General features: G+C 62.4%; 14 protein-coding genes. 8 read left to right on the top strand and 6 right to left on the bottom strand.

What is annotated here, in order from left to right:
* Positions 1-66: 66 nt before the first annotated feature.
* Positions 67-4719, bottom strand: a complete 4653-nt coding sequence (locus CQW31_RS11125; protein ID WP_099814484.1) for a dermonecrotic toxin domain-containing protein — start codon at positions 4717-4719, stop codon at positions 67-69.
* A gap of 124 nt (positions 4720-4843) precedes the next feature.
* Positions 4844-6790, bottom strand: a complete 1947-nt coding sequence (locus CQW31_RS11120) for a BCCT family transporter (protein ID WP_256587393.1) — start codon at positions 6788-6790, stop codon at positions 4844-4846.
* 532 nt (positions 6791-7322) lie between these two features.
* Here CQW31_RS11120 and betI point away from each other — a divergent pair.
* The 7 genes from betI to trxC all read left to right on the top strand — a co-directional run bounded on the left by betI (position 7323) and on the right by trxC (position 18779).
* On the top strand, positions 7323-7976 hold the full coding sequence (gene betI, locus CQW31_RS11115) for a transcriptional regulator BetI (protein ID WP_099814483.1): 654 nt from the start codon (positions 7323-7325) through the stop codon (positions 7974-7976).
* 37 nt (positions 7977-8013) lie between these two features.
* On the top strand, positions 8014-9486 hold the full coding sequence (gene betB / locus CQW31_RS11110; RefSeq protein WP_054884242.1) for a betaine-aldehyde dehydrogenase: 1473 nt from the start codon (positions 8014-8016) through the stop codon (positions 9484-9486).
* A gap of 77 nt (positions 9487-9563) precedes the next feature.
* Positions 9564-11261 (top strand): choline dehydrogenase, encoded by a 1698-nt coding sequence (betA, locus tag CQW31_RS11105; RefSeq protein ID WP_054884241.1) that lies wholly within the window; start codon positions 9564-9566, stop codon positions 11259-11261.
* Between the two features lie 246 nt (positions 11262-11507).
* On the top strand, positions 11508-13250 hold the full coding sequence (locus CQW31_RS11100) for a potassium/proton antiporter (protein ID WP_099814482.1): 1743 nt from the start codon (positions 11508-11510) through the stop codon (positions 13248-13250).
* A 35-nt stretch (positions 13251-13285) separates the two neighbouring features.
* Positions 13286-16594, top strand: a complete 3309-nt coding sequence (gene mscK, locus CQW31_RS11095; protein WP_054884239.1) for a mechanosensitive channel MscK — start codon at positions 13286-13288, stop codon at positions 16592-16594.
* Between the two features lie 161 nt (positions 16595-16755).
* On the top strand, positions 16756-18216 hold the full coding sequence (gene selO / locus CQW31_RS11090; RefSeq protein WP_099814481.1) for a protein adenylyltransferase SelO: 1461 nt from the start codon (positions 16756-16758) through the stop codon (positions 18214-18216).
* Between the two features lie 128 nt (positions 18217-18344).
* On the top strand, positions 18345-18779 hold the full coding sequence (trxC, locus tag CQW31_RS11085) for a thioredoxin TrxC (protein WP_054884237.1): 435 nt from the start codon (positions 18345-18347) through the stop codon (positions 18777-18779).
* On the opposite strand, the gene CQW31_RS11080 is transcribed toward trxC, so the two are convergent.
* Positions 18776-19549 carry a ParA family protein gene (locus CQW31_RS11080; RefSeq protein WP_054884236.1) on the bottom strand — a complete coding sequence of 258 codons (774 nt, stop codon included), beginning with the start codon at positions 19547-19549 and terminating at the stop codon, positions 18776-18778. The two genes, trxC and CQW31_RS11080, sit on opposite strands and share 4 nt — an antisense overlap.
* Positions 19550-19631: 82 nt before the next feature.
* Positions 19632-20525, bottom strand: a complete 894-nt coding sequence (locus tag CQW31_RS11075) for a LysR family transcriptional regulator (RefSeq protein WP_099814480.1) — start codon at positions 20523-20525, stop codon at positions 19632-19634.
* A 164-nt stretch (positions 20526-20689) separates the two neighbouring features.
* On the opposite strand from CQW31_RS11075, the gene CQW31_RS11070 reads away from it, so the two are divergent.
* Complete coding sequence (locus CQW31_RS11070) at positions 20690-21877, top strand: MFS transporter (protein ID WP_249342230.1); 1188 nt, start codon at positions 20690-20692, stop codon at positions 21875-21877.
* Positions 21878-22015: 138 nt separating this feature from the next.
* Here the strand turns inward: CQW31_RS11070 and hemE are convergent, their stop codons facing one another.
* A complete protein-coding gene (gene hemE / locus CQW31_RS11065) occupies positions 22016-23080 on the bottom strand; it encodes a uroporphyrinogen decarboxylase (RefSeq protein ID WP_054884233.1) in 1065 nt (354 codons plus the stop codon).
* Positions 23081-23274: 194 nt separating this feature from the next.
* Positions 23275-24693, bottom strand: a complete 1419-nt coding sequence (locus tag CQW31_RS11060; protein ID WP_054884232.1) for an FAD-dependent oxidoreductase — start codon at positions 24691-24693, stop codon at positions 23275-23277.
* Positions 24694-24764: the final 71 nt, after the last annotated feature.

The raw sequence follows: 24764 nt of genomic DNA, 5'->3' as shown, positions 1-24764 counted from the left end.
AGCCTGCTGTACCCGCACGTGACTGCCAGGTACAGCAGGCTAGCGCCCGCCGTGTTGCCGGGTGGATCAATGGAACGGGATGATTCCCCTGGCTTGCTCCAGCGTCAGCTTGCCGCGGTGGAGCCGCTGTCCTGCAACTGCAGCGAGGCGGTTACTCATACGACGCTGACTCCAGGTCTTCAGGTGACCGGCGACAAAGTCTTCGGCGAAATCGTCAGGTGACTGGAAATGGAAATGCGCAGCCCAAAGGTTGCGTTTGCCTGGCAGACGCAGTACCCGGTATTCGTCAAAAGCAGTACCGTCCTGCATGGTCCGCCGCTCGTTGTATTCAACCGTGATCAGGCCCTCTGCATGGAGGAAGCGCAGGGCCTCGGCGGAAGGGTAGTTGGTGTCCGTGTAAAGGGTGGTGAGTTGCAGCTTTTTCTCTGCACGCAAAGCGTCCGCCTCTCGCTCCAAGGCCCTGAGCAGCGTGTCGTTGCCACCCGCCTCACGCACCATGCTCGCCGCCTGAGCCAGTTTGTCCAATTGCTGGTCGAATAACCGGGCCAGCAAGGCACCCTTGATATCGTGCAGCACATAGGACTCGGCTTTTTCCCGCAGCGCGTTGTTCTCGTCCCGCAGGGACTGTATCCACATGGCAAGATCGCTTGGGGGAGCTTCGTCAGACAACGAGGGCCGCTTGCCTTCACGCTGGCGCCATTCGCCATCCACCTGCTCGAAGGTGGCCAGCACTGCTTCGCTGACCGCCTCCCGCACCTCAAGCAAGCGCTGGCCCTGCACTTCGATCTCGGTCCCGATCAATAGCTGGCCCTGAGCATTACGCACCAGCCGCTGCGGTTCGCCGGAAACCGGATACGGCGAACGCTTGGCAGGTACACTGGCATCATCCTGCTCGCGAATTGCCCCGACCAGACGGCTACCCGCATCCAGTTTGAGCTTGCCGACATGTTCCTGGTATCGATCGATCATCGCCGGCTCGATCAATGCCCCGCCTTCCTTGCGAATACGGTCGCTGTTTAGCAGCGCAGCACTGTATTCATCCCAGGCTTCCTGCAGGATGACTATCCTGTCCGCTGCCGACAGATTGGAAAAGTCCAGCTCGCCGTGAGCTTCAGCGGCATTGCGCAGACTCAGCCCGGTCAGCTCCTCCCGGTAGCCGGCAAGTGCGCTCTGCCCGCCGTCATTGTCGAGGTGCAACGCCAGGTCAGCCAGGTTCAATACCTGGTGGAAACGCAGCTGGACCGTGTTGAATCTGCGCAGGGCAATCAGTTGCGCAACAGTACGCACCGGTTCACCCGGCGAACCGGTAATCGCGAATTCGTCTGCAGTGTCAGCCAGCAACTGGTCAAGATTTTCGTACCCTGCGAGGATGCGATCCTGCAGGCCGACAACGTATTCCAGTTTGCTACGCAACTGCTGATACAACCCAGCGACTTCAGCAATGGGGCGCCCATCCAGCGCTTTTTGAATCGCGACCAGTTCGGGATAGTCGGCAAGGCCCCAAAGCTCATTTACGATGAAGTCGCTATTACGGATAAACCCCTCCCGCACAGTTACTTCGTGCTGGGTGAGCACCGCATCCCAACCGCCTTTCAGCCGTTCACTGGTAAATTTCGGTTCCCTGATGGTCGCCAGCAGCGCCAGTATTGCCTTTTCGGCGCTGACTGCGGTTTCCAGCTGCTGTATGGATTGGTCTCTCTGCCTGAAGTCATCCCGCTCCAACTCGGTTATGCGTTGATCGTAGCGCTGAAGCAGGGCTTGCAACTTCGTAGCTTCTTCTCCCTCAGGCAATGCGGACTGTTGTTCCGCTGCCTTGGCCCTGAGGTCCTTGAGGCCTTGCAGCTTCTTCTTCGCCTCCAGTGAACTCATGGCCATCCTGCCAAATTGCGCTCTTGCGAGATTGACCTGTTGGTCCAGTTGGTTGATCTGTTGATGCAATTCGCGAAAACGGGTTGCCAGCCGAACGCGCGCGGAGTTTTGCTTCATACCGCCGCTCAGGCGCAGTGCCGTGTCCACCCGCCAGACGCCATCGACAAAATCCAGCCAAGGCCCTGGGTTACCGTTGGAATCGACCACCCGCACGCCATCTGGCAGTCGTTCCACCCGATAGGCATCCCCGGCCAAGGCGACGTAATAGTCGTCATCGATGCGGTACAATCCCGCCGTGGCAGCATTGCTCGACGGTTTCAAGCCGTTGAGCAGCACACTTGAACGCATGGCCTGGAGTGCTTCCCGCTGCGCGCGCGGTAACCAGTTGAAGCCGCTCTGGCCCCGCCAGGAAAAATCGAGCCAGCGAACAGGCAGCGTTTCACCAGCAACCACCGCCTCCTGCGCAGGAGCGACAGCGATTTCGGCAAAAGCTCCGCGCTGCGCCTCAGGCCCTTCGACTGCTGCCGCACCGGGCAACTCATGCTCGGGAGTGTTCTGGGCAGGTTGCCTGGCATGCAGCAATACCATGCTCAGGTTCAATATCAGGTCGGCCGTTGCAGCTGCACGGTCAAACTCATCGCCACGCTCCAGCGCTTCCAGGTCGTGCTGCAAGGACACCAGCAATTGCACCAGCCAGCCCACTGATGCCACCGGCCCACGGATCACCAACGTCACGACATCGAACAACAGCCATGCGCCCTCGCACAGGGTTTGCCAGCGGTTTTCGGCATTGGATACCGTCTGTTGATCGGCGAGGCTGACCAGCAGATCTCGATTCGCCGCGTAAACTTTCTCGTCAATGCCGCCATGCCAGTAGGTGATGGCCAGCTGTGCGGGCTCTGGTCGAACAGGCTGAACGAAGGGATCTACGCCAATGCTACTGATGTGAGGTTCGCTGAAACCACCATGGTCGTATATGGCCCTGACGCTCGGCTCCATCCAGTCGAGAATACTGTCCTGCAGCAGCTTCGACTCGCGCACATGTTCGAGCAGGTCCGACAAACTCGCATATTCACGAAGCGTGTCGCGTGCGAACAAGGGGCGGTAAAGCAGCGCCAGTGAAGGTTCTGCACAATACAGAATGTACATGCAGCGGACTGGGTCCGTTTTCAAAGACGTTGCGCTGCGCTTGAAGGCCAACGGAATCAACATCATTCGCGGCGTGAGCGGGTCAACATGACCGGCACAGAAATCCACAACACATTGCAGCCCAGGCTCACGAATCTTGCCATCAAGCTTTGCATTCATCGCAGCGGCGAGCAGAGCTGCACGCCATTCACCACCCAACCGTCTGACCCGGTCTGCGCGTTTGGCCGGGTCGTCCAGTTGCGCGGCGACATAGGCGGGATAATGCCTTCCGATATCTACCTTGGTAACGAGTGCTCTGGCCGTATCGGCATCAAACCATGATGGCGTGTCACCCCCGCTGCGCAGGTAGATTCGCTCGATGCTTGCCCCCTTGAGGGAAGCGAGGTTACCGATGGCAAATTCAGTAAGCGTCTTGCTGCCAGCGAAGACCAGTGGTTCGCCGCCACCAGTACCTGTTGCCGATCCTCCCGGCATGCCACGGGCCAGGTAAAGGTCAAGCATCAGGTCATCCGGAGAGCTGTCAGCCCCATGGTCCTGGCAAATTTGCGTGATTAGCCGTTGGCGAGCGTAATCGGTCAACGACTGAATGCCGTCCAGTGCTGCGATGCCGCCCGAGTCGAGCTGATGAAGCGCAATCTGCAGCAATGCGGCGCTACAGGCAAAGCTGTCCTGGGCAGCGCTTGCCAGGCAGCCCGGAGGTGCCTTCACGGCAGGGGTTTCATCCTGATAAACCTCGAACCAGGACGAAGGGTCGCTTAGCTGGGCAAAACGCTGCTCAAGGGCCGGTACATCCTTGATGTCGCCATAGCGGGCGTGCTCAACCCTTTGCAGCAGCGTCTCGAGCAAAAGTGAAACCTGCTGGGAAAATATGTTTCCCTTGACCGGATAGCGTTGCCAGGTCATCTGTTCGAAGGCGTAGCCTTGCGCCAGTTCGTCACGCAATCCGAGGCCAAACGCGCTCAACGAGTCGAAGCTGCGCACTGCGCCCGAAGGGGCGCACCACAGTACGACTTCGCGCTCATCCCATTCGCCACATACCAGCATCTGGCACTGCATCTGATGATGCTGCTGCGACGCACTGATCAGATGTGTCTGGACGAAGTACACCGGAGGTTGATCATCACCGCCATGAAGCAGGCCACGGATACACGCTTGCTCCTGTGGAGCCAGACCTTGCCAGGGCAGGCCGCGTAGCAGAGCGATCCTGAGCAGCAACTGCAACCAACTGTCGCGACTGACTCCGGCGCTGCCCTTGGCCCGCCAATAGGCGACCTGGGCCTCGCAGAAGTGCTGTGGAAGCTGCTCCAGCAACTGATTGAGTGCGGGAGACAAGCCTGACAGCTGGCGAGTATCGAATTCTGTCGTCGAACCGGCGAAACGATGAATGCCGGTAAGCCCGAGATTGTAATAGCGGCCATCAGCCAGTGGCTCGATGCTCAGCAGCTGCGGATCGAGCAAGGCTTCCAGTACCCGATCCACCAGGGGAGCGGTGGTCCAATAGGTGCTCGAAGGGTCCGGGCTGTCCAGCATCAGCGGGTCAGCCGTTGTCAGAGCGGGGGTGACATCGGCCAACCACGGCAGCTCTGCCAACAACAAGCGCAGCAGTTGTTCACTGGCAACCTGGCGCAGGGTCGGTCTGTCGCCAAACTGGCTGGCAACGGCCTGCCTGAAATCGAAGACTGGAAGCTGGGATCGGATCATGCTGGGTACCTCCGCTCTGAAAAGCGCTAGGCTGCGGCAATCAGGCCCGGGTCCCGCACTACATTTTGCTTCAAAAAAAAGGCCTTGCTCCGTTGGGCAAGGCCTTCTTTTCAACGTCCTGACATCAGCTGTAGACACGCCCCAGCAGTTGGCGGTGGCTTTCGAACTGGTCCAGCACATCGCGCACGATCTGCTCCGGCGTAAAGCCCATAAGGTCGTACTCCTGGCTGCCATCGTGCAGGTACACCTCGGCACGGTAGAAGCGCTGGCGCACTTCCGGCTCGCCTTGCACCGGCGCCTCGCTCGGCGCTGCCATGTAGCCGTCCAGGCTCACTTCGTAAACGAACGGGTTGCCCTCGTCCATCATCACCCGCAAGCCCATCGTGTTGCGTGACTGACCAACCCGGGTTTCCACCTCGAAGCCCAAGGTCTGCAACTGCGCGGCGGCATCTTTCAGCGCCGGGCTGACGTGCTTGTCCATGAAGCGCTGGACCACGGCCTGGGTGGGCTGCAGTTCCAGCTGGGTCAGGCGCTCGGAGAAGCCGCGGCGGCCACGGGCGGCCAGCTCGGCACGCTCCTGCTCGACGGCCACGTCCTGCTTCATGGCCTTGTACAGGCCGAACATGAACAGCACCAGCACTACCGAGAACGGCAGGCCGGCCAGCACCACCATGGTCTGCATGGCTTCGAAGTTACCGGCGAACAGCAAGCCGATGGTGACCAGGGTGATGACCACCGACCAGAACACCACCATCCAGTGCGGGGCGTCTTCGTCGACCTTGCCGCCTTTGCACGACAGGTTGGCCATCATCACCGCGCCGGAGTCGGCCGGGGTGAGGAACAGCACGAAGCCAACGAATACCGCCACACCGATCACGATCTTGGCCGCCGGGAAGTATTCCAGCAGCTGGTAGATCGACATCGACGGCTGTTCAAGCGCGGTCTTGCCCAGCTCGACCGCGCCCTGGTTGATTACCAGATCCAGCGCGGTGTTGCCGAAGATCGACAGCCAGGCCAGGGTGAAGCCCAGCGGGATCAACAGCACGCCGCTGACCAGCTGGCGCACGGTACGGCCCTTGGAGATACGGGCAATGAACATGCCGACGAACGGGCCCCAGGAGATCCACCAGGCCCAGTAGAACACGGTCCACAGGCCCAGCCAGCGCTCGGACTTGCCGGCTTCGCCTTCGTACACGTAAAGGTCGAAGGTCTTGAGCACGATACCGTTGAGATAGTCGCCGATGTTCTGCACGAAGCCATTGAGCAGGTGCAGGGTTTCGCCGCCCAGCAGCACGAAGATCAGCAGACCACTGAACAGCATGATGTTCAGGTTGGACAGGCGACGAATGCCGTTCTCCACACCCGATACAGCCGCCACGGTGGCCACGCCGGCCATCACCAGAATCACCACCAGCAGGTTGGTCTTGCTGTGGTCCATGCCGAACAGGTATTCCAGGCCGGAGGACACCTGCATCGAACCGATGCCTAAGTTGGTCACCAGGCCCAGCAGGGTGACGAACATGCCGAAGATGTCCACGGCATTGCCCGCAGCGCCTTTGACCCAGCGCTCACCCACCAGCGGGTAAAGCGCCGAGCGCAGGGCCAACGGTTGATTGTGGCGGTAGGCGAAGTAACCCACGGCCAGGCCGACCAGGGCGTAGATCGCCCAGCCATGCAGGCCCCAGTGCAGGAAGGTCAGTTGCAGGCCCTGGCGCGCGGCCTCGAGGCTGGCAGAGGTGCCTTCTGGCGGGTTGAAATAGTGGTCCAGCGGCTCGGACGCGCCGAAGTACAGCAGCGAAATGCCGATACCAGAGGAGAACAGCATGCCGGCCCAGGCACCGTAGCTGAAGTCAGGCTGGTCGTCCTTGCCGCCAAGCTTGAGCTTGCCGTAGTCGGAGAAGGCCAGGTAGACGACGAACAGCAGATAACCGCCGATCACCAGCATGTAATACCAGCCGAAGGTGCGCGTCAGCCATTTCTGGGCTACGCCCAGCACCTGGCCGGCAGTTTCAGGTACAGCGATCAACAAGGCAGTCAGAACGAGGATCATCAGCGCGGAGGTGAAGAACACCACGCGGTTGACCCGGACCCTCTCGGCGGGGGGCTTGGTAAGTGAGGCAGAACTCATTGCACGAATGCTCCGGGCAGTACGGCTTTGGAGGCTAATCAGTCTTTCCCGAGCAATTGGTGGAATTCCGCCACTGCATCAGGTGTTATAAAAGCACCCTGGAAACCGCGATCCCGAATCGATACGTTGCAAAAAACAGACAGGTGGCCTGCTGAAAATGCCACGCCCTCCACTTGGGTGCGCGCATTCGTCACAGATCACCCCGCCCGCTCCAAGGGCCTGTCGCAGGCCAGTGACCGTACGGCAGAATCTGCATTTCGCCTCGCTCATGCCCGTCAACGCCTTGTATTCCGGGGGTTACGCGATTTCCTGGGGTGTCAATCCGTGCCTTCTCGACCGCCTGAAAGACTGTCAATGGCACAAATTGTCGCAGAGCTTATTCTTTATTGATTGAACGTTCAATCAAAACAAAATAGACTGGCCTTCGCCGAGTCAGCCGCCTGTCGTCTGCTCGCAGGCCTGAGGAGATAGCAAGATGCCCAAGGTCGGTATGCAACCCATCCGCCGCCAGCAGTTGATCGAAGCCACATTGCAGGCGGTCGATCAGGTCGGACTGGGTGACGCCAGCATTGCGCTGATTGCCCGTTTGGCCGGTGTGTCGAACGGCATCATCAGTCACTACTTTCGGGACAAGAACGGCCTGATCGCAGCGACGATGGGTTACATCATGAACATGCTCAACGAAGGCGTTAGAGCACGTCGCCAGGCCCTGACGGACGACAGCCCGCGCGCCCACCTGAAAGTGATCATCGAGGGCAACTTCGATGCCAGCCAGGTGAACGGCCCGGCAATGAAAACCTGGTTGGCCTTCTGGGCTTCCAGCATGCACCAGCCCGATTTGCACAGGTTGCAGCGGATCAACGATCACCGCCTGTATTCCAACCTGTGCTGCCAGTTCCGCCGCGCCCTGCCGCTCTACCATGCGCGCAAGGCAGCCCGCGGCCTGGCAGCCCTGATCGACGGCCTGTGGCTGCGTGGTGCCCTGTCGGGAGATGCATTCGACACCGACCAGGCGATACGGATTGCATACGAATACATGGATCTACAACTGGCTAAACAGCACACCCTGGACACAGACGACCAGGCCGCTGATCAAGCGCGCACCCTTGCCCACCCGGCAGGAGCGTGACGCGCAGCCAACCACACACTGCACTTGCGAGGACACTATGGCCCGTTTCGGAACGCAAAAACTCTACATTGATGGTGCTTACGTCGACGCTGGCAGCGATGCCACCTTCGAAGCCATCAACCCGGCTACCGGCGAAGTCCTCGCCCACGTGCAACGTGCCACCGAGGCCGACGTCGAGAAGGCTGTGGAAAGCGCCGAGCGCGGCCAGAAGGTCTGGGCCGCGATGACCGCCATGCAGCGTTCGCGCATCCTGCGCCGTGCCGTCGACATCCTGCGCGAGCGCAACGATGAACTGGCCATGCTGGAAACCCTGGACACCGGCAAGTCGTACTCGGAAACCCGCTACGTCGACATCGTCACCGGCGCCGACGTGCTGGAGTACTACGCGGGCCTGGTACCGGCCATCGAAGGCGAGCAGATCCCCCTGCGCGAATCGTCCTTCGTCTACACCCGCCGCGAGCCGCTGGGCGTAACCGTCGGCATCGGCGCGTGGAACTACCCGATCCAGATCGCCCTGTGGAAATCCGCCCCGGCCCTGGCCGCTGGCAACGCGATGATCTTCAAGCCGTCGGAAGTCACTTCGCTGACCACCCTGAAACTGGCCGAGATCTACACCGAAGCCGGCCTGCCGAATGGCGTGTTCAACGTCCTGACCGGCAGCGGCCGCGAAGTCGGCACCTGGCTGACCGAGCACCCACGCATCGAAAAAGTCTCCTTCACCGGCGGCACCACCACCGGCAAGAAGGTCATGGCCAGCGCCTCGAGCTCGTCGCTCAAGGAAGTCACCATGGAACTGGGCGGCAAGTCGCCACTGATCATCTGCGCCGACGCCGACCTGGACAAGGCCGCCGACATCGCCATGATGGCCAACTTCTACAGCTCCGGTCAGGTCTGCACCAACGGCACCCGCGTGTTCATCCCGGCGGCAATGAAAGCGGCCTTCGAAGCCAAGATCGCCGAGCGCGTTGCCCGCATCCGCGTTGGCAACCCGGAAGACGAGAACACCAACTTCGGCCCGCTGGTCAGCTTCCAGCACATGGAAAGCGTGCTTGGCTACATCGCCAAAGGTAAAGAAGAAGGTGCCCGCGTGCTGTGCGGCGGCGAGCGTCTGACTGCCGGTGATTTCGCCAAAGGCGCCTTCGTGGCCCCGACCGTGTTCACCGATTGCACCGACGACATGACCATCGTCAAGGAAGAGATCTTCGGCCCGGTGATGAGTATCCTCACCTACGAAACCGAAGAAGAAGTCATCCGCCGCGCCAACGACACCGACTACGGCCTGGCCGCCGGTGTCTGCACCAACGACATCTCCCGCGCCCACCGCATCATCCACCAGCTGGAAGCCGGTATCTGCTGGATCAATGCCTGGGGCGAATCGCCAGCCGAAATGCCGGTTGGCGGCTACAAGCAGTCGGGCGTCGGCCGTGAGAACGGCGTCAGCTCGCTGGCTCAATACACGCGCATCAAGTCGGTCCAGGTCGAGCTGGGCGGCTACAACTCGGTCTTCTAAGGCCCTGTCCCGCCACGCCCGTTGCCACCGCACGGGCGTTTCCGCTCCCTGATCACCGCCAACACGAGGGTACTTTCATGTCCCAAGAATTCGATTACATCATCGTCGGAGCAGGCTCCGCCGGTAACACCCTGGCGACTCGCCTGACCGAGGACGCCGGCGTCACCGTACTGCTGCTGGAAGCCGGTGGCCCCGACTACCGCTTCGACTTCCGCACCCAGATGCCCGCCGCCCTGGCCTTCCCGCTGCAAGGCCGCCGCTACAACTGGGCCTACGAGACCGACCCGGAGCCGCACATGAACGGCCGCCGCATGGAATGTGGCCGTGGCAAGGGCCTGGGTGGCTCGTCGCTGATCAACGGCATGTGCTACATCCGTGGCAACGCCATGGACTTCGACGGCTGGGCGAAACTGCCAGGCCTGGAAGACTGGACCTACCTCGACTGCCTCCCGTACTTCCGCAAAGCCGAAACCCGCGACATCGGCCCGAACGACTATCACGGCGGCGAAGGCCCGGTCAGCGTGACCACGCCAAAGGCCGGTAACAACCCGCTGTTCCACGCCATGGTCGAAGCCGGCGTGCAAGCCGGCTACCCGCGCACCGAAGACCTCAACGGCTACCAGCAGGAAGGCTTCGGTCCGATGGACCGCACCGTAACCAAGCAGGGCCGCCGTTCGAGCACCGCCCGTGGCTACCTGGACCAGGCCAAGAAGCGCCCGAACCTGACCATCGTCACTCACGCCCTGACTGACCGCGTACTGTTCGACGGCAAGCGCGCCATTGGCGTGACTTACCTGGTCGGCGACAGCGAAGAGCGCGTCGAAGCCCGCGCCCGCAAGGAAGTGATCGTAAGCTCCGGCGCCATTGCTTCGCCGCAGTTGCTGCAGCGTTCCGGCGTTGGCCCGCGCGCCCTGCTGGAAAGCCTCGACATCCCGGTGGTACACGACCTGCCGGGCGTCGGCGAAAACCTGCAGGACCACCTTGAGCTGTACCTGCAGTACGCTTGCACCCAGCCGGTGTCGCTGTACCCGTCGCTGCTGTGGTGGAACCAGCCGGCCATCGGCGCCGAGTGGATGTTCAACGGTACCGGTATCGGCGCCAGCAACCAGTTCGAGGCGGGTGGTTTCATCCGCACCCGTCCGGAGTTCGAATGGCCGAACATCCAGTACCACTTCCTGCCGGTCGCCATTAACTACAACGGCTCCAATGGCGTGAAAGAGCACGGGTTCCAGGCACACATGGGCTCGATGCGCTCGCCAAGCCGTGGCCGCATCCAGGTCAAGTCGAAGGACCCGCGCCAGCACCCGAGCATCCTGTTCAACTATATGGCCACCGAGCAGGACTGGCAGGAGTTCCGTGACGGCATCCGCCTGACCCGCGAAATCATGGCCCAGCCGGCGCTGGACCCGTACCGCGGTCGCGAGATCAGCCCGGGCGAGCACGTGCAGACGGATGAAGAGCTGGACAAGTTCATCCGCGAACACGCCGAAACCGCCTTCCACCCGTCCTGCTCGTGCAAGATGGGCACCGACGAGATGGCCGTGGTCGACGGCGAAGGCCGCGTGCACGGCATGAAGGGCCTGCGTGTGGTCGATGCGTCGATCATGCCGATCATCATCACCGGCAACCTCAATGCCACCACGATCATGATCGCCGAGAAGATCTCGGACAAGATTCGCAACCGCAAGCCGCTGCCGCGCAGCACCGCCAAGTACTACGTGGCCAACGGTGCACCGGTCAAAGGCAAGCCAATGCGTGAAGTGAAGCAGGCGTGAGCCTGCACCGGCCCCTTCGCGGCTGAAGCCGCTCCCACACGGATTGTGCAGTACCTGTGGGAGCGGCTTTAGCCGCGAAAGGGCCCGCATAGGCAACACCACGAAAGGCACCCTCCGAGGTGCCTTTTGCACATCTGCAGAAACGCTTTACAGCCTGCCAATTCATCAGGTTAGAATCAGTTGGCACGCGACTTGCCAAGTCAAGGAGCCAAGCCCCCTTCCCGCGATATCCCGGAGTACCTGCCTTTGGATGCCAGCACCATCAACAGCCTGTTCTTGATCGGCGCATTGCTGGTGGGCGCAAGCATCCTGGTCAGCTCGCTGTCATCGCGCCTGGGCATCCCCATTCTGGTCATCATTCTCGCCGTCGGCATGGTCGCCGGTGTCGATGGTGGCGGCATCATCTTCAACAACTACCCGACCGCCTACCTGGTGGGCAACCTGGCATTGGCCGTGATCCTCCTTGACGGTGGCCTGCGCACGCGGGTGGCGAGCTTTCGCGTGGCCTTGTGGCCGGCGCTGTCCCTGGCCACCGTCGGCGTGATGATCACCACCGCGCTAACCGGCATGGTAGCTGCCTGGCTGTTCAACCTGAGCCTGATCCAGGGCCTGCTGATCGGCGCCATCGTCGGCTCCACCGACGCCGCCGCGGTGTTTTCGCTGCTCGGCGGCAAAGGCCTGAACGAGCGGGTTACCGCCACGCTGGAAATCGAATCGGGCAGCAACGACCCGATGGCGGTGTTCCTCACCGTCACCCTGATCGACATGATCGCCAGCGGCCAGACTGGCTTGCACTGGAGCCTGCTGGGCCACTTGCTGCGTGAGTTTGGTATTGGCGGCCTGCTTGGCCTGGGTGGCGGCTGGCTGATGCTGCAGCTGGTCAACCGCATCAACCTGGCCGGCGGCCTGTACCCGATTCTGGTAGTTGCCGGCGGCCTGGTGGTGTTCTCGCTGACCAATGCCCTGCACGGCAGCGGCTTCCTTGCCGTATACCTGTGCGGCCTGGTGCTGGGCAACAAGCCGATCCGCAGCCGCCACGGCATCCTGCACATGCTCGACGGCATGGCCTGGCTGGCCCAGATCGGCATGTTCCTGGTGCTGGGGCTGCTGGTCACGCCCCACGACCTGCTACCGATCGCCCTGCCCGCGCTGGGCCTGGCGCTGTGGATGATCCTGGTGGCGCGCCCTCTGTCGGTAGTCGCCAGCCTGCTGCCGTTCAAAGCCTTCCATGGTCGTGAGAAAGGCTTCATTTCCTGGGTTGGCCTGCGCGGCGCGGTGCCGATCATTCTGGCGGTGTTCCCGCTGATGGCCGGCCTGCCTGACGCCCAGCTGTTCTTCAACCTGGCGTTCTTCATCGTGCTGGTGTCGCTGCTGGTGCAAGGCACCAGCCTGCCGTGGATGGCCAAGCTGCTGAAGGTCACCGTACCGCCAGACCCGGCGCCGATTTCCCGCTCTGCGCTGGAAGTGCACATCACCAGCGAGTGGGAGCTGTTCGTCTACCGCCTGGGTGCGGAAAAATGGTGCATCGGCGCCGCCCTGCGCGAGCTCAAGATGCCCGAAGGCACGCGTATCGCCGCGCTGTTCCGGGGCGAACAACTGCTGCACCCGTCCGGCAGTACGGTACTGGAGGTAGGCGACATGCTCTGCGTGATCGGCCACGAACATAACCTTCCGGCGCTGGGCAAGCTGTTCAGCCAGGCACCGCAGCGCGGTCTGGACCTGCGTTTCTTTGGCGACTTCGTGCTCGAAGGCGATGCCGAACTGGGCGCGGTGGCCGCACTTTATGGCCTCAAACTGGATGGCCTGGACGCGAAAATGCCGCTGGCGCAGTTCATCCGACAGAAGGTCGGAGGCGCTCCAGTAGTAGGCGACCAGGTCGAATGGCACGGCACGATCTGGACCGTGGCGACCATGGACGGGAACAAGATCCAGAAAGTCGGCGTCAGATTCCCCGAAGGAACGCGACCCGGACCAGGATTGTTCCTCTAAACTCCGTTTCTGCCTGATCCACAAGTAGTCTGCCTATGTCCCTGCGCGTGTACCTTCGCACAGCCCTGCTGGGGTTGTGCCTGTCCATTTCTTTCGCGGTCAACGCGGCAGAAGCCCCGACCACCGCCAGCATCCAGAACAGCCTCGACAAGATCGCCGAGCGCAAGCTGCCCGAGGCCGACCAGAAGGCCCTGCAGCAGGTGCTCGAGCAGACCTTGAACCTGCTCAACAGCAAGGAAGACAGCGAGAAGAAGCTTGCCGCGCTCAAGCAGCAGTTGGCCAGCGCCCCCAAGGAAACCAGCGACAGCCAGAAGGAACTGGCCAAGCTCAAGCAAAGCAAGCCCCAGCCAGTCGCCCAGCGCTATGCCAGCCTGAGCGTGCCACAGCTCGAGCAGATGCTCAGCGAGCGCAACACCCAGCAGGGTGATTTGCAGAAGGCGCTGTCCGAAGCCAACAGCCTGATCATCAACTCGCAGACCCGCCCCGAACGGGCCCAGGCCGAGATCAGCAACAACCAGACCCGCACCCAGCAGATCAACAGCAGCCTCAAGAGCGGCAAGGACGGCGGCAAGCCGATCAACGCCGACCAGCGCAACCAGCTCAATGCCGAACTGGCCTCGCTCAACGCGCTGACCCTGCTACGCCGCCAGGAGCTGGCCGGTAACGGCCTGCTGCAAGACCTCGGCAACGCCCGCCATGACCTGCTGATCGAACGCGCCGCGCGTCTGGAGCAGGAAATCCAGGACCTGCAGACGCTGATCAACGAAAAACGCCTGGCCCAGTCCCAGGAAGCCGTTACCCAGCAGTCGATCGAAGCGCAAAAGGCCGGCGGCAGCAGCCTGCTGGCCACCGAGAGCGCGGCCAACCTGAAGCTCTCCGACTATCTGCTGAAAAGCACCGACCGCCTCAACGAGCTGACCCAGCAGAACCTGCGCACCAAGCAGCAGCTCGACAGCCTGACCCAGGCCGACCAGGCACTGGATGAGCAGATCAACGTGCTCAAGGGCAGCCTGCTGCTGTCGAAGATCCTCTACAAGCAGAAGCAAGCACTGCCGCACCTGAAGCTGGACCGCGACCTGGCCGACCAGATCGCCGATATCCGCCTCTACCAGTTCGAGATCAACCAGCAGCGCGAGCAGATGAGCAACCCGGTGGCCTACGTCGACAAGCTGCTGGCCAGCCAGCCGCAGGAAGACGTCACGCCGCAACTGCGCAAGGCCCTGCTGGAAGTGGCGATCACCCGCAGCGACCTGCTCGAACGCCTGAACCGCGAGCTGTCGGCGCTGCTCAACGAATCGATCACCCTGCAGCTCAACCAGAAGCAGCTGCTGGGCACCGCTCAGGGCCTGCGAAACACCCTCGACGAACAGATGTTCTGGATCCCCAGCAACAAGCCGCTGGACTGGGACTGGCTGCGCCTGGTGCCGGAACGCTTCCCTGAACAGGTTGCCAGCCTGCCCTGGGGCTCGGGCATCAAGGAACTGGCCGACGGCCTGAGCCAGCGGCCGCTGCTGTTCCTGCCGCTGCTGCTGGCGATCGGCGCCCTGCTGTGGCGGCGCAAGTACCTCTACCAACGGCTGGGCAAGGTGCACCAGGACATCGGCCACTTCCGCCGTGACAGCCAGTGGCACACCCCCCAGGCCATTCTGATCAACATCCTCCTGGCGATGCCGGTCAGCCTGGGCCTGGCGCTGTGCAGCTATGCCCTGCAGATTGACGCCCGCGGGCAGAACGCCAACCTCGGCGCGGCGCTGTGGCAACTGGCCCAGGCCTGGTTGGTGTTTTACACCGCCTACCGCATCCTCGCGCCTGGCGGCGTGGCGGAAGTCCACTTCCGCTGGCACAAACCGCAGGTCGAATTCCTGCGCGGCTGGGTACGCCGGTTGGGCACCGTGGTGCTGGCGCTGGTTGGCGTGGTGGCAGTCGCCGAGCACCAGCCTTCGGCCCTGGCCGACGACGTGCTCGGCATCGGCGTGGTACTGACCTGCTACGCACTGATGGCCTGGCTGCTCAGCCGTTTGCTGCTGAGCAGCCCGGCGCACCGCGACACGTCGCTGTTCCGCAGGGCTGTCGGGGTGGCCTTCACCGCACTGCCGATCGCGCTGTTCGTGGCCGTGTGCTTCGGCTACTACTACACCGCACTGAAACTGACCGACCGGCTGATCTATACCCTCTACCTGCTGCTGTTCTGGCTGGTCATCGAGGCCGCCTTTGTCCGCGGCCTGTCGGTCGCTGCACGGCGCCTGGCCTACCAGCGCGCGCTGAGCAAGCGCCAGGCTGCCAAGGAAGGGCTGGATGGCGAAGTCATCACCGAAGAGCCGACCCTGGACATCGAACAGGTCAACCAGCAGTCGCTGCGCCTGATCCGCCTGGCCCTGCTCGGTGGTTTCATCGCGGGCCTGTACTGGGTCTGGTCGGACCTGATCTCGGTATTTGCCTACCTCAACAATTTCGTCCTGTACGAGTACACCAGCGGTACCGGGGCCGCCGCCAGCATGGTGCCTATCAGCCTCGGCGACCTGCTCGGTGCGCTGGTGATCGTCGGCATCACCTTCGCCCTGGCGGGCAACTTGCCGGGCCTGCTGGAAGTGCTGGTGCTGTCGCGCCTGAACCTGGCCCAGGGCAGCGCCTATGCCACCACCACGCTGCTTTCGTACACCATCGTCGGTGTCGGCATCGTCAGCACCCTGTCGACCCTCGGGGTGAGCTGGGACAAGCTGCAGTGGCTGGTAGCGGCGCTGTCGGTGGGCCTGGGCTTCGGCATGCAGGAGATCTTTGCCAACTTCATCTCCGGCATCATGATCCTGTTCGAGCGCCCCGTGCGGATCGGCGACACCATCACCATCGGCAACCTGTCCGGCACCGTGAGCAAGATACGCATCCGCGCCACCACCATCACCGACTTCGACCGCAAGGACATCATCGTCCCCAACAAAACCTTCATCACCGGCCAACTGATCAACTGGTCGCTGACCGACACGGTCACGCGGGTGACGCTGAAGCTGGGCATCGACTACGGTTCTGACCTCGACCTGGTACGCGACCTGCTGCTCAAGGGTGCCCACGAGAACCCGCGCGTGCTCAAGGACCCGGAACCGATCGTGTACTTCCTGAACTTCGGTGAGAGCTCGCTGGACCACGAACTGCGCATGCACGTACGTGACCTTGGTGACCGCAACCCGACGCTGGACGAGATCAACCGCTACATCAACCGCGAGTTCAAGGCCCACAACATCAAGATCTCGGTACGCCAGGTCGAAGTGTTCCTGATGGACCCCAAAGGCGGCAAGCAGCAGCTGATCCCGACGGAGCAACCTAAACCGGATGGCACTGCACCGGCCTGAGTGGGCTCGAATGCTTTATTCTGTGCTGAATCCTTGCGAGGGCTACGCCCTCGTTCGCGGGTAAACCCGCTCCCACAGGGACCGCGCATTACCTGTGGGAGCGGGCTTGCCCGCGAAGGGCCGCAAAGCGGCCCCTTGGCACCGATCTCCAGGAGCAGCCCGTGAAAGCCCTCGACCAACTCACCTTCGACAACCGCTTCGCCCGCCTGGGCGATGCGTTCTCCACCCAGGTCCTGCCCGAGCCGATCGCCGAGCCGCGCCTGGTGGTGGCGAGCGAGGCGGCCATGAGCCTGCTCGACCTTGCCCCGGACCAGGCCGATCTGCCGTTGTTCGCCGAGCTGTTCAGCGGTCACAAGCTGTGGCAAGAGGCCGACCCGCGGGCGATGGTCTATTCCGGCCACCAGTTCGGTTCCTACAACCCGCGCCTGGGGGATGGCCGCGGCCTGCTGCTGGCCGAAGTGCTGAATGACCAGGGCGAGCACTGGGACCTGCACCTCAAGGGCGCCGGCCAGACGCCTTACTCGCGCATGGGCGACGGCCGCGCCGTGCTGCGCTCGTCAATCCGCGAGTTCCTCGCTTCGGAAGCCTTGCACGCGTTGGGCATCCCCAGCAGCCGGGCCCTGTGCGTGATCGGCTCGAGCACCCCGGTGTGGCGCGAAACCCGCGAAAGCGCGGCAATGCTCACCCGCCTGGCGCAGAGCCATGTGCGTTTCGGGCATTTCGAGTACTTCTACTACACCAAGCAGCCGGAACAGCAACGCGTGCTGATCGACCACGTGCTGGAGCAGCACTACCCCGAATGCCGCGATGCCGAGCAGCCTTACCTGGCTATGTTCCGCACCATCGTCGAGCGCAACGCCGAGCTGATCGCCCGCTGGCAGGCCTATGGCTTCTGCCACGGGGTGATGAACACCGACAACATGTCGATCCTCGGTATCACCTTCGATTTCGGCCCTTACGCCTTCCTCGACGATTTCGACGCCAACTTCATCTGCAACCACTCCGACGACCGTGGCCGCTACAGCTACGCCAACCAGGTGCCGATCGCGCACTGGAACCTCAGCGCCCTGGCCCAGGCCCTGACCACGGTGATCGAGGTGGAATCGCTCAAGGAAACGCTGGGCCTGTTCCTGCCGCTGTATCAGGCGCACTACCTCGACCTCATGCGTCTGCGCCTGGGCCTGACCACTGCAGAAGACGACGACATGGCGCTGGTCGAGCGCCTGCTGCAGCGCATGCAGAGCGGTGGCGTGGACTACAACCTGTTCTTCCGCAAGCTGGGCGACCAGCCCGTCGCCGAGGCGCTGAAAGCAGTGCGCGACGACTTCATCGACCTCGCCGGCTTCGATGCCTGGGCCGCGGATTACCTGGCCCGCTGCGAGCGCGAGACGGGCAATGCCGAAGGCCGTCGCGAGCGCATGCATGCGGTGAACCCGCTGTACGTGCTGCGCAACTACCTGGCGCAGAAGGCCATCGAAGCGGCCGAAGCGGGGGATTACAGTGAGGTGCGACGCCTGCACCAGGTGCTGAGCAAGCCGTTCGAGGAGCAAGCTGGCATGCAGGCCTATGCCGAGCGCCCACCGGAGTGGGGCAAACATTTGGAAATCAGCTGTTCTTCATAAATCCTGGGCCGCTGCGCGCCCCTTTCGCGACACAAGGCCGCTCCTACAGAACGGCGCGAATCCTTGTAGGAGCGGCCTTGTGTCGCGAAAGGGCTGCGCAGCAGACCCAAAAATCTCAAGGAGAAGAAATGTCCGACCCACTGGTAATCCCCTGCCCCCACTGCAACGGCCTCAACCGCCTGCCGGCGGCGCGCCTGGGTGACGCCCCGAAATGCGGCCGCTGCAAACAGGACGTGCTGCTGAGCCAGCCTTTCGAACTCAGCGAAGCCAACTACGCCAGCCAGATCAAGGGCGACCTGCCGCTGCTGATCGACGTCTGGGCTGACTGGTGCGGCCCCTGCAAATCCTTCGCCCCGACCTTCGAACAGGCTGCCCGCCAACTCAGCGGCCGCTGCCGCCTGGCCAAGCTCGACAGCGAAGCCCACCGCAACCTGGCCGGGCAGCTGGGTATCCGCTCGATCCCAAGCCTGATCCTGTTCAAGAACGGCCGCGAAATCAGCCGCCAGGCCGGGGCGTTCCCACTCCAGTCGTTGCTGGAGTGGGTGCGTAGCCAAGGGGTCTAAGCGTTTTCTTCAAGCAGTGAATGCAGTTCTACAAACTGCTGCGTCAGCTTGTGCCGCGGCTCCAGGTGAATCAGCGGCAGGCTGGCATGGTGCGATTCACGCATTTTCACCGAGCTGCCCAGGTACACCGGTAGCACCGGCAGCCCTTCTCCCAGCAGCTCTTCGAGCATCTGCTGAGGCAGGCTGGCGCGGGACTGGTACTGGTTGACCACGATGCCTTCAACCTGAAGGTCTTCATTGTGGTCCTCCTTGAGCTCTTCGATCTCAGCCAGCAGGCCGTACAGTGCCTGGCGCGAGAAACTGTCGCAGTCGAAGGGAATCAGCACGCGATCAGCGGCGATCAATGCGGAAACCGCGTAGAAGTTGAGTGCTGGCGGCGTGTCGATGTAGATCCGGTCGTAGTCCTCGTCCAGCTCGTCGAGCAACTTACGCAGCTTGTTGATCTTGTGCTTGGCTTCCAGCTTGGGTTGCAGGTCGGCCAGCTCCGCCGTGGCGGTGACCACATGCAGGTTGTCGAACGGGGTTTCGTAGATATCGACCTTGTTCTTTTTGCTGAACGGCCCGCTGGACAGGCTCTGCTTGAAGAAGTCGGCAATACCCATGGGGATATCGTCGCCGGTGAGGCCGGTCAGGTACTGGGTCGAGTTGGCCTGGGCATCCAGGTCGATCAGCAAGGTCCGATAACCTTCGCTGGCACTCACAGCCGCCAGGTTGCAAGCGATGCTCGACTTGCCCACGCCACCTTTCTGATTGAACACCACGCGCCGCATGATTGACCTCCGTGTATCAACGAATGCCCGAGTATGTGGCGGCGCAGCGGCAATGGCCAGTGCCATTTGCCCGTTCGCCGGCTCAGGCCGCCATCAGCCCCGTCAGCAACTCGGCAAACGCCCGGGCCATCGCCGAACCGCCACGTTCACGCTGCACCAGCCACACTGCCGACATCGCTCCTTCATCCAGCAGCGTGCGGTAGACCACGCCTTCGATGCGCATGCGCTGGAACGATGCCGGCAGCACCGAGACCCCCAAACCCGCCGACACCAGGCCGATGATGGTCATTGCCTCCCCCGCTTCCTGGGCAAAGTGCGGGCTGAACCCGGCCTCGCGTGCCAGGCTCAGCAACTGCGCATGTAATCCGCTGCCATAGCTGCGCGGAAAGAACACGAACGGTTCATGGGCCAGGGCGGCCATGTGCACGCCATGTTCCGTGCCTTGCGCCAACGGATGCGAGGCATTGATCACTGCCACCAGCGGCTCGCGGAACAGCTCCGTGGCCACCAGGCCCTCCGGCAGCGGCATCGGCCGCATCAGACCGACTTCGATGGATTCGTCGAACACCCCTTCTGCGACATCCCGGCTGCTCATTTCCTTGAGGTTCAGGTGCACTGCAGGGAAGCGCTGGCGAAAGGCATGAATGGCCTTGGGAATTTTCGACGTGAACGGCGCCGACGAGGTGAAGCCGATTTTCATCTCACCCAGTTCACCCAGCTGCGCACGGCGCGCCACATCGGCCGCCTTCTCCACCTGCGCCAGCACCTGGCGCGCCTCTTCAAGGAACAGGCGACCCGCCTCGCTCAGCTCGACCCGACGATTGGTCCGCTCGAACAGGCGGGCGCCCAGTTCCTGTTCCAGTGCCTGGATCTGCTGGCTCAACGGCGGCTGGGAGATGCCCAGTTGCTGGGCCGCGCGGCCGAAGTGCAGCTCTTCGGCAACGGCGATGAAGTAACGCAAATGGCGCAGTTCCATGATCGGCTCCAATCAGGTCGCTAAACGTCTCAAATAGGTCGAACAATATATTGGATCTAATCATTAGCCAGCTATATGCTTTTTTCATTGCGCCAGAGGTACCGCCCGTGAAAACTGCTGTAGCCCCCCTTCCTGCCGGCCCAGAACCCGCCCCCCTGAACGACATGTGGATCGAAAAAGGCACCCCCGCCTTCATGAAGACTGTGCTGGCCCTGTTCAGCGGCGGCTTCGCCACGTTCGCCCTGCTGTACTGCGTACAGCCGATGATGCCGCTGCTGTCGAAGGAGTTTTCCATCAACGCGGCGCAGAGCAGCCTGGTGCTGTCGGTGTCCACTGCAATGTTGGCGTTCGGCCTGCTGATCACCGGTCCGATCTCCGACCGCATCGGCCGCAAGCCGGTAATGGTCTTTGCCCTGGTCTGTGCCGCCCTGTCGACCCTGGCCAGCGCGGTGATGCCGAGCTGGGAGCTGGTGCTGGCCAGCCGCGCTCTGGTGGGCCTGTCCCTGAGCGGCCTGGCGGCGGTGGCAATGACCTACCTGAGCGAAGAAATCCACCCGCAGCACATCGGCCTGGCCATGGGCCTGTACATCGGCGGCAATGCCATCGGCGGCATGAGCGGACGCTTGATTACCGGGGTACTGATCGATTTCGTCAGTTGGCACACGGCAATGCTGACTATCGGTGGCCTGGCCCTGGTGGCGGCGCTGGTGTTTTGGAAAGTGCTGCCTGAATCGCGCAATTTCCGCCCGCAGTTGATAAGCCCGCGTAGCCTGCTGGACGGCTTCGTCATGCACTTCAAGGATGCCGGGCTGCCTTGGCTGTTCCTCGAAGCCTTCTTGCTGATGGGTGCCTTCGTCACCCTGTTCAACTACATCGGTTACCGCCTGCTGGCCGAGCCGTATCACATGAATCAGGCGCTGGTCGGCTTGCTGTCGGTGGTGTACCTGTCGAGGATCTACAGCTCGGCGCAGGTCGGCGCACTGGCTGACAAGCTGGGCCGGCGCAAGGTGTTCTGGGCCAGTATCGTGGTAATGGCGGGAGGCCTGCTGATGACCCTGGCGACCCCGCTGGCGCTGGTTATCGTTGGCATGCTGGTGTTCACCTTCGGCTTCTTCGGTGCGCACTCGGTGGCCAGCAGCTGGATCGGCCGCCGCGCGCTGAAGGCCAAGGGGCAGGCTTCGTCGCTGTACCTGTTCAGCTATTACGCAGGGTCCAGCGTAGCCGGTACGGCCGGTGGGGTTTTCTGGCACCAGTGGGGCTGGAACGGCATCGGCCTGTTCATTGGCAGCCTGCTGGCGGTGGCGTTGCTGGTGGCACTGCACCTGAGCAAGCTTCAGCCGAAAACGGCTTGAAGCCCATTCGCGGGTGAACCCGCTGCCACAGGGACCGCGCCTAACTGGAGCTCAGCGCTGTACCTGTGGGAGCGGGTTCACCCGAAGTCAGAGTAGAAAAAGCCCGGCACATTGGCCGGGCTTTTCGTTTCAGAGCGCTTACTGGTGATACTGCGCCGACAGCTCGTGCACGGCGTTGATGAACACGCCGGCATGTTCCGGGTCGACTTCCGGGGTGATGCCATGGCCCAGGTTGAACACGTGGCCAGTGCCCTTGCCATAGCTGGCCAGGATACGCGCCACTTCCTGGCGGATGGCTTCGGGCTTGGCGTACAGCACGGTCGGGTCCATGTTGCCTTGCAGCGCAACTTTGTCGCCGACGCGGCGGCGAGCGTCGCCGATCTCACAGGTCCAGTCCAGGCCCAGCGCGTCGGCACCGGCATCGGCGATGCTTTCCAGCCACAGGCCACCATTCTTGGTGAACAGGATCACCGGCACTTTGCGCCCTTCGTGCTCGCGGATCAGGCCGCTGACGATCTTGCGCATATAGGCCAGGGAGAACTCCTGGTAGGCCGCCGCCGACAGGTTGCCGCCCCAAGTGTCGAAGATCTGCACCGCCTGGGCACCCGCGAGGATCTGGCCATTGAGGTAGCTGGTAACCGACTGCGCCAGCTTGTCCAGCAGCAAGTGCAGGGCTTGCGGGTTGTCGTAGGCCATGGCCTTGGTCTTGCGGAAGTCCTTGGACGAGCCGCCTTCGACCATGTAGGTGGCCAAGGTCCACGGGCTACCGGAGAAACCAATCAGCGGCACACGGCCGTTGAGCTCGCGACGGATGGTGCTGACCGCGTCCATCACGTAGCCGAGGTCTTTCTGTGGGTCAGGGATCGGCAGCGCTTCGATGTCGCCCGGGGTGGTGATGGTCTTCTTGAAGCGCGGGCCTTCGCCGGTTTCAAAGTACAGGCCAAGGCCCATGGCGTCGGGGATGGTGAGGATGTCCGAGAACAGGATCGCCGCGTCCAGCGGGTAGCGGTCCAGCGGCTGCAGGGTCACCTCGCAGGCAAACTGCGGGTTCATGCACAGGCTCATGAAATCACCGGCCTTGGCGCGGCTGGCGCGGTACTCCGGCAGGTAGCGGCCGGCCTGGCGCATCATCCAGACAGGGGTGACGTCAACGGGTTGCTTGAGCAGCGCACGCAGGAAACGATCGTTCTTCAGGGCAGTCATGTCGGCATCCGGAAAAATAGTGCGGGCATTTTCTCAGACGCCAGCGCAAAAGGCACGGTCAAGGCCATGCGTTTTGTCTATTAGGTGCCACAGATCAAGCGTTTTTGTATACAAAAGCTTCGCGGGCACGCCCGCTCCCACAGGTTCTGCGCTGAACCCTGTGGGAGCGGGCGTGCCCGCGAAGAGGTCGAAAGTCAGACTTCCAGGTAATCCAGGATCCCTTCGGCGGCGTTGCGGCCTTCGAAGATCGCCGTCACCACCAGGTCCGAACCGCGCACCATGTCTCCACCGGCGAACACTTTCGGGTTGCTGGTCTGGTGTTTGAACTTGGCTTTCTCCGGCGCCACCACGCGACCCTGGCTATCCAGCTGGATGCCATGCTGCTCGAACCACGGTGCCGGGCTCGGGCGGAAGCCGAAGGCGATCACCACGGCGTCGGCCGGCAGGATCTCTTCGGAGCCTGGGATCGGCTCGGGGCTACGACGGCCACGGGCATCCGGCTCACCCAGGCGGGTCTCGACAACCTTCACGCCTTCGACCTTGTCCTCGCCGACGATGGCGATGGGCTGGCGGTTGTAGAGGAACTTCACGCCTTCTTCCTTGGCGTTCTTCACCTCTTTGCGCGAACCCGGCATGTTGGCTTCGTCACGGCGATAGGCGCAGGTCACCGACTTGGCGCCCTGGCGGATCGACGTGCGGTTGCAGTCCATCGCGGTGTCGCCACCGCCGAGCACCACCACCTTCTTGCCTTGCATATCGACGAAGTCTTCCGGCGACTTCTCGAAGCCGAGGTTACGGTTGACGTTGGCGATCAGGAAGTCCAGCGCATCGTGGACGCCTGGCAGATCTTCACCCGGGAAACCACCCTTCATGTAGGTGTAGGTGCCCATGCCCATGAACACGGCGTCGTATTCGGCGAGCAACTGTTCCATGGTGATGTCCTTGCCCACCTCGGTGTTCAGGCGGAACTCGATGCCCATGCCGGTAAAGACTTCGCGGCGATTGCTCAACACGGACTTTTCCAGCTTGAACTCCGGGATGCCGAAGGTCAGCAGGCCACCGATCTCCGGGTTCTTGTCGAACACCACCGGGGTCACGCCACCCCGCACCAGCACGTCGGCGCAGCCCAGACCAGCCGGGCCGGCACCAATGATGGCGACGCGCTTGCCGGTTGGCTTGACCTTGGACATGTCCGGGCGCCAGCCCATGGCAAATGCCGTGTCGGTGATGTATTTCTCCACCGAGCCGATGGTCACAGCGCCGAACCCATCATTCAGGGTGCAGGCCCCCTCGCACAGACGGTCCTGCGGGCACACACGGCCGCACACTTCCGGCAGGGTGTTGGTCTGGTGCGACAGTTCGGCCGCGGCCAGGATGTTGCCTTCGGAGACCAGCTTCAGCCAGTTGGGGATGAAGTTGTGTACCGGACACTTCCACTCGCAATACGGGTTGCCGCAGCCCAGGCAACGGTGCGCCTGCTCCACGGACTGCTGCGGCTTGAACGGTTCGTAGATTTCCACGAACTCCTTCTTGCGCTGGCGCAGCAGCTTCTTCTTGGGGTCCTTGCGGCCCACTTCGATGAACTGGAAGTCGTTGTTCAGACGTTCAGCCATTTTTCAAAACCTCTTTACCGCAGTTGCCAGCCTCAGGCTGCAAGCTGCAAGACGATCACTTGAGCACGACA

It is taken from the genome of Pseudomonas sp. 382 (assembly GCF_002759075.1).
GTDB classification, from domain to species: domain Bacteria; phylum Pseudomonadota; class Gammaproteobacteria; order Pseudomonadales; family Pseudomonadaceae; genus Aquipseudomonas; species Aquipseudomonas vlassakiae.
This window is presented reverse-complemented; position numbering and strand designations above follow the sequence as displayed.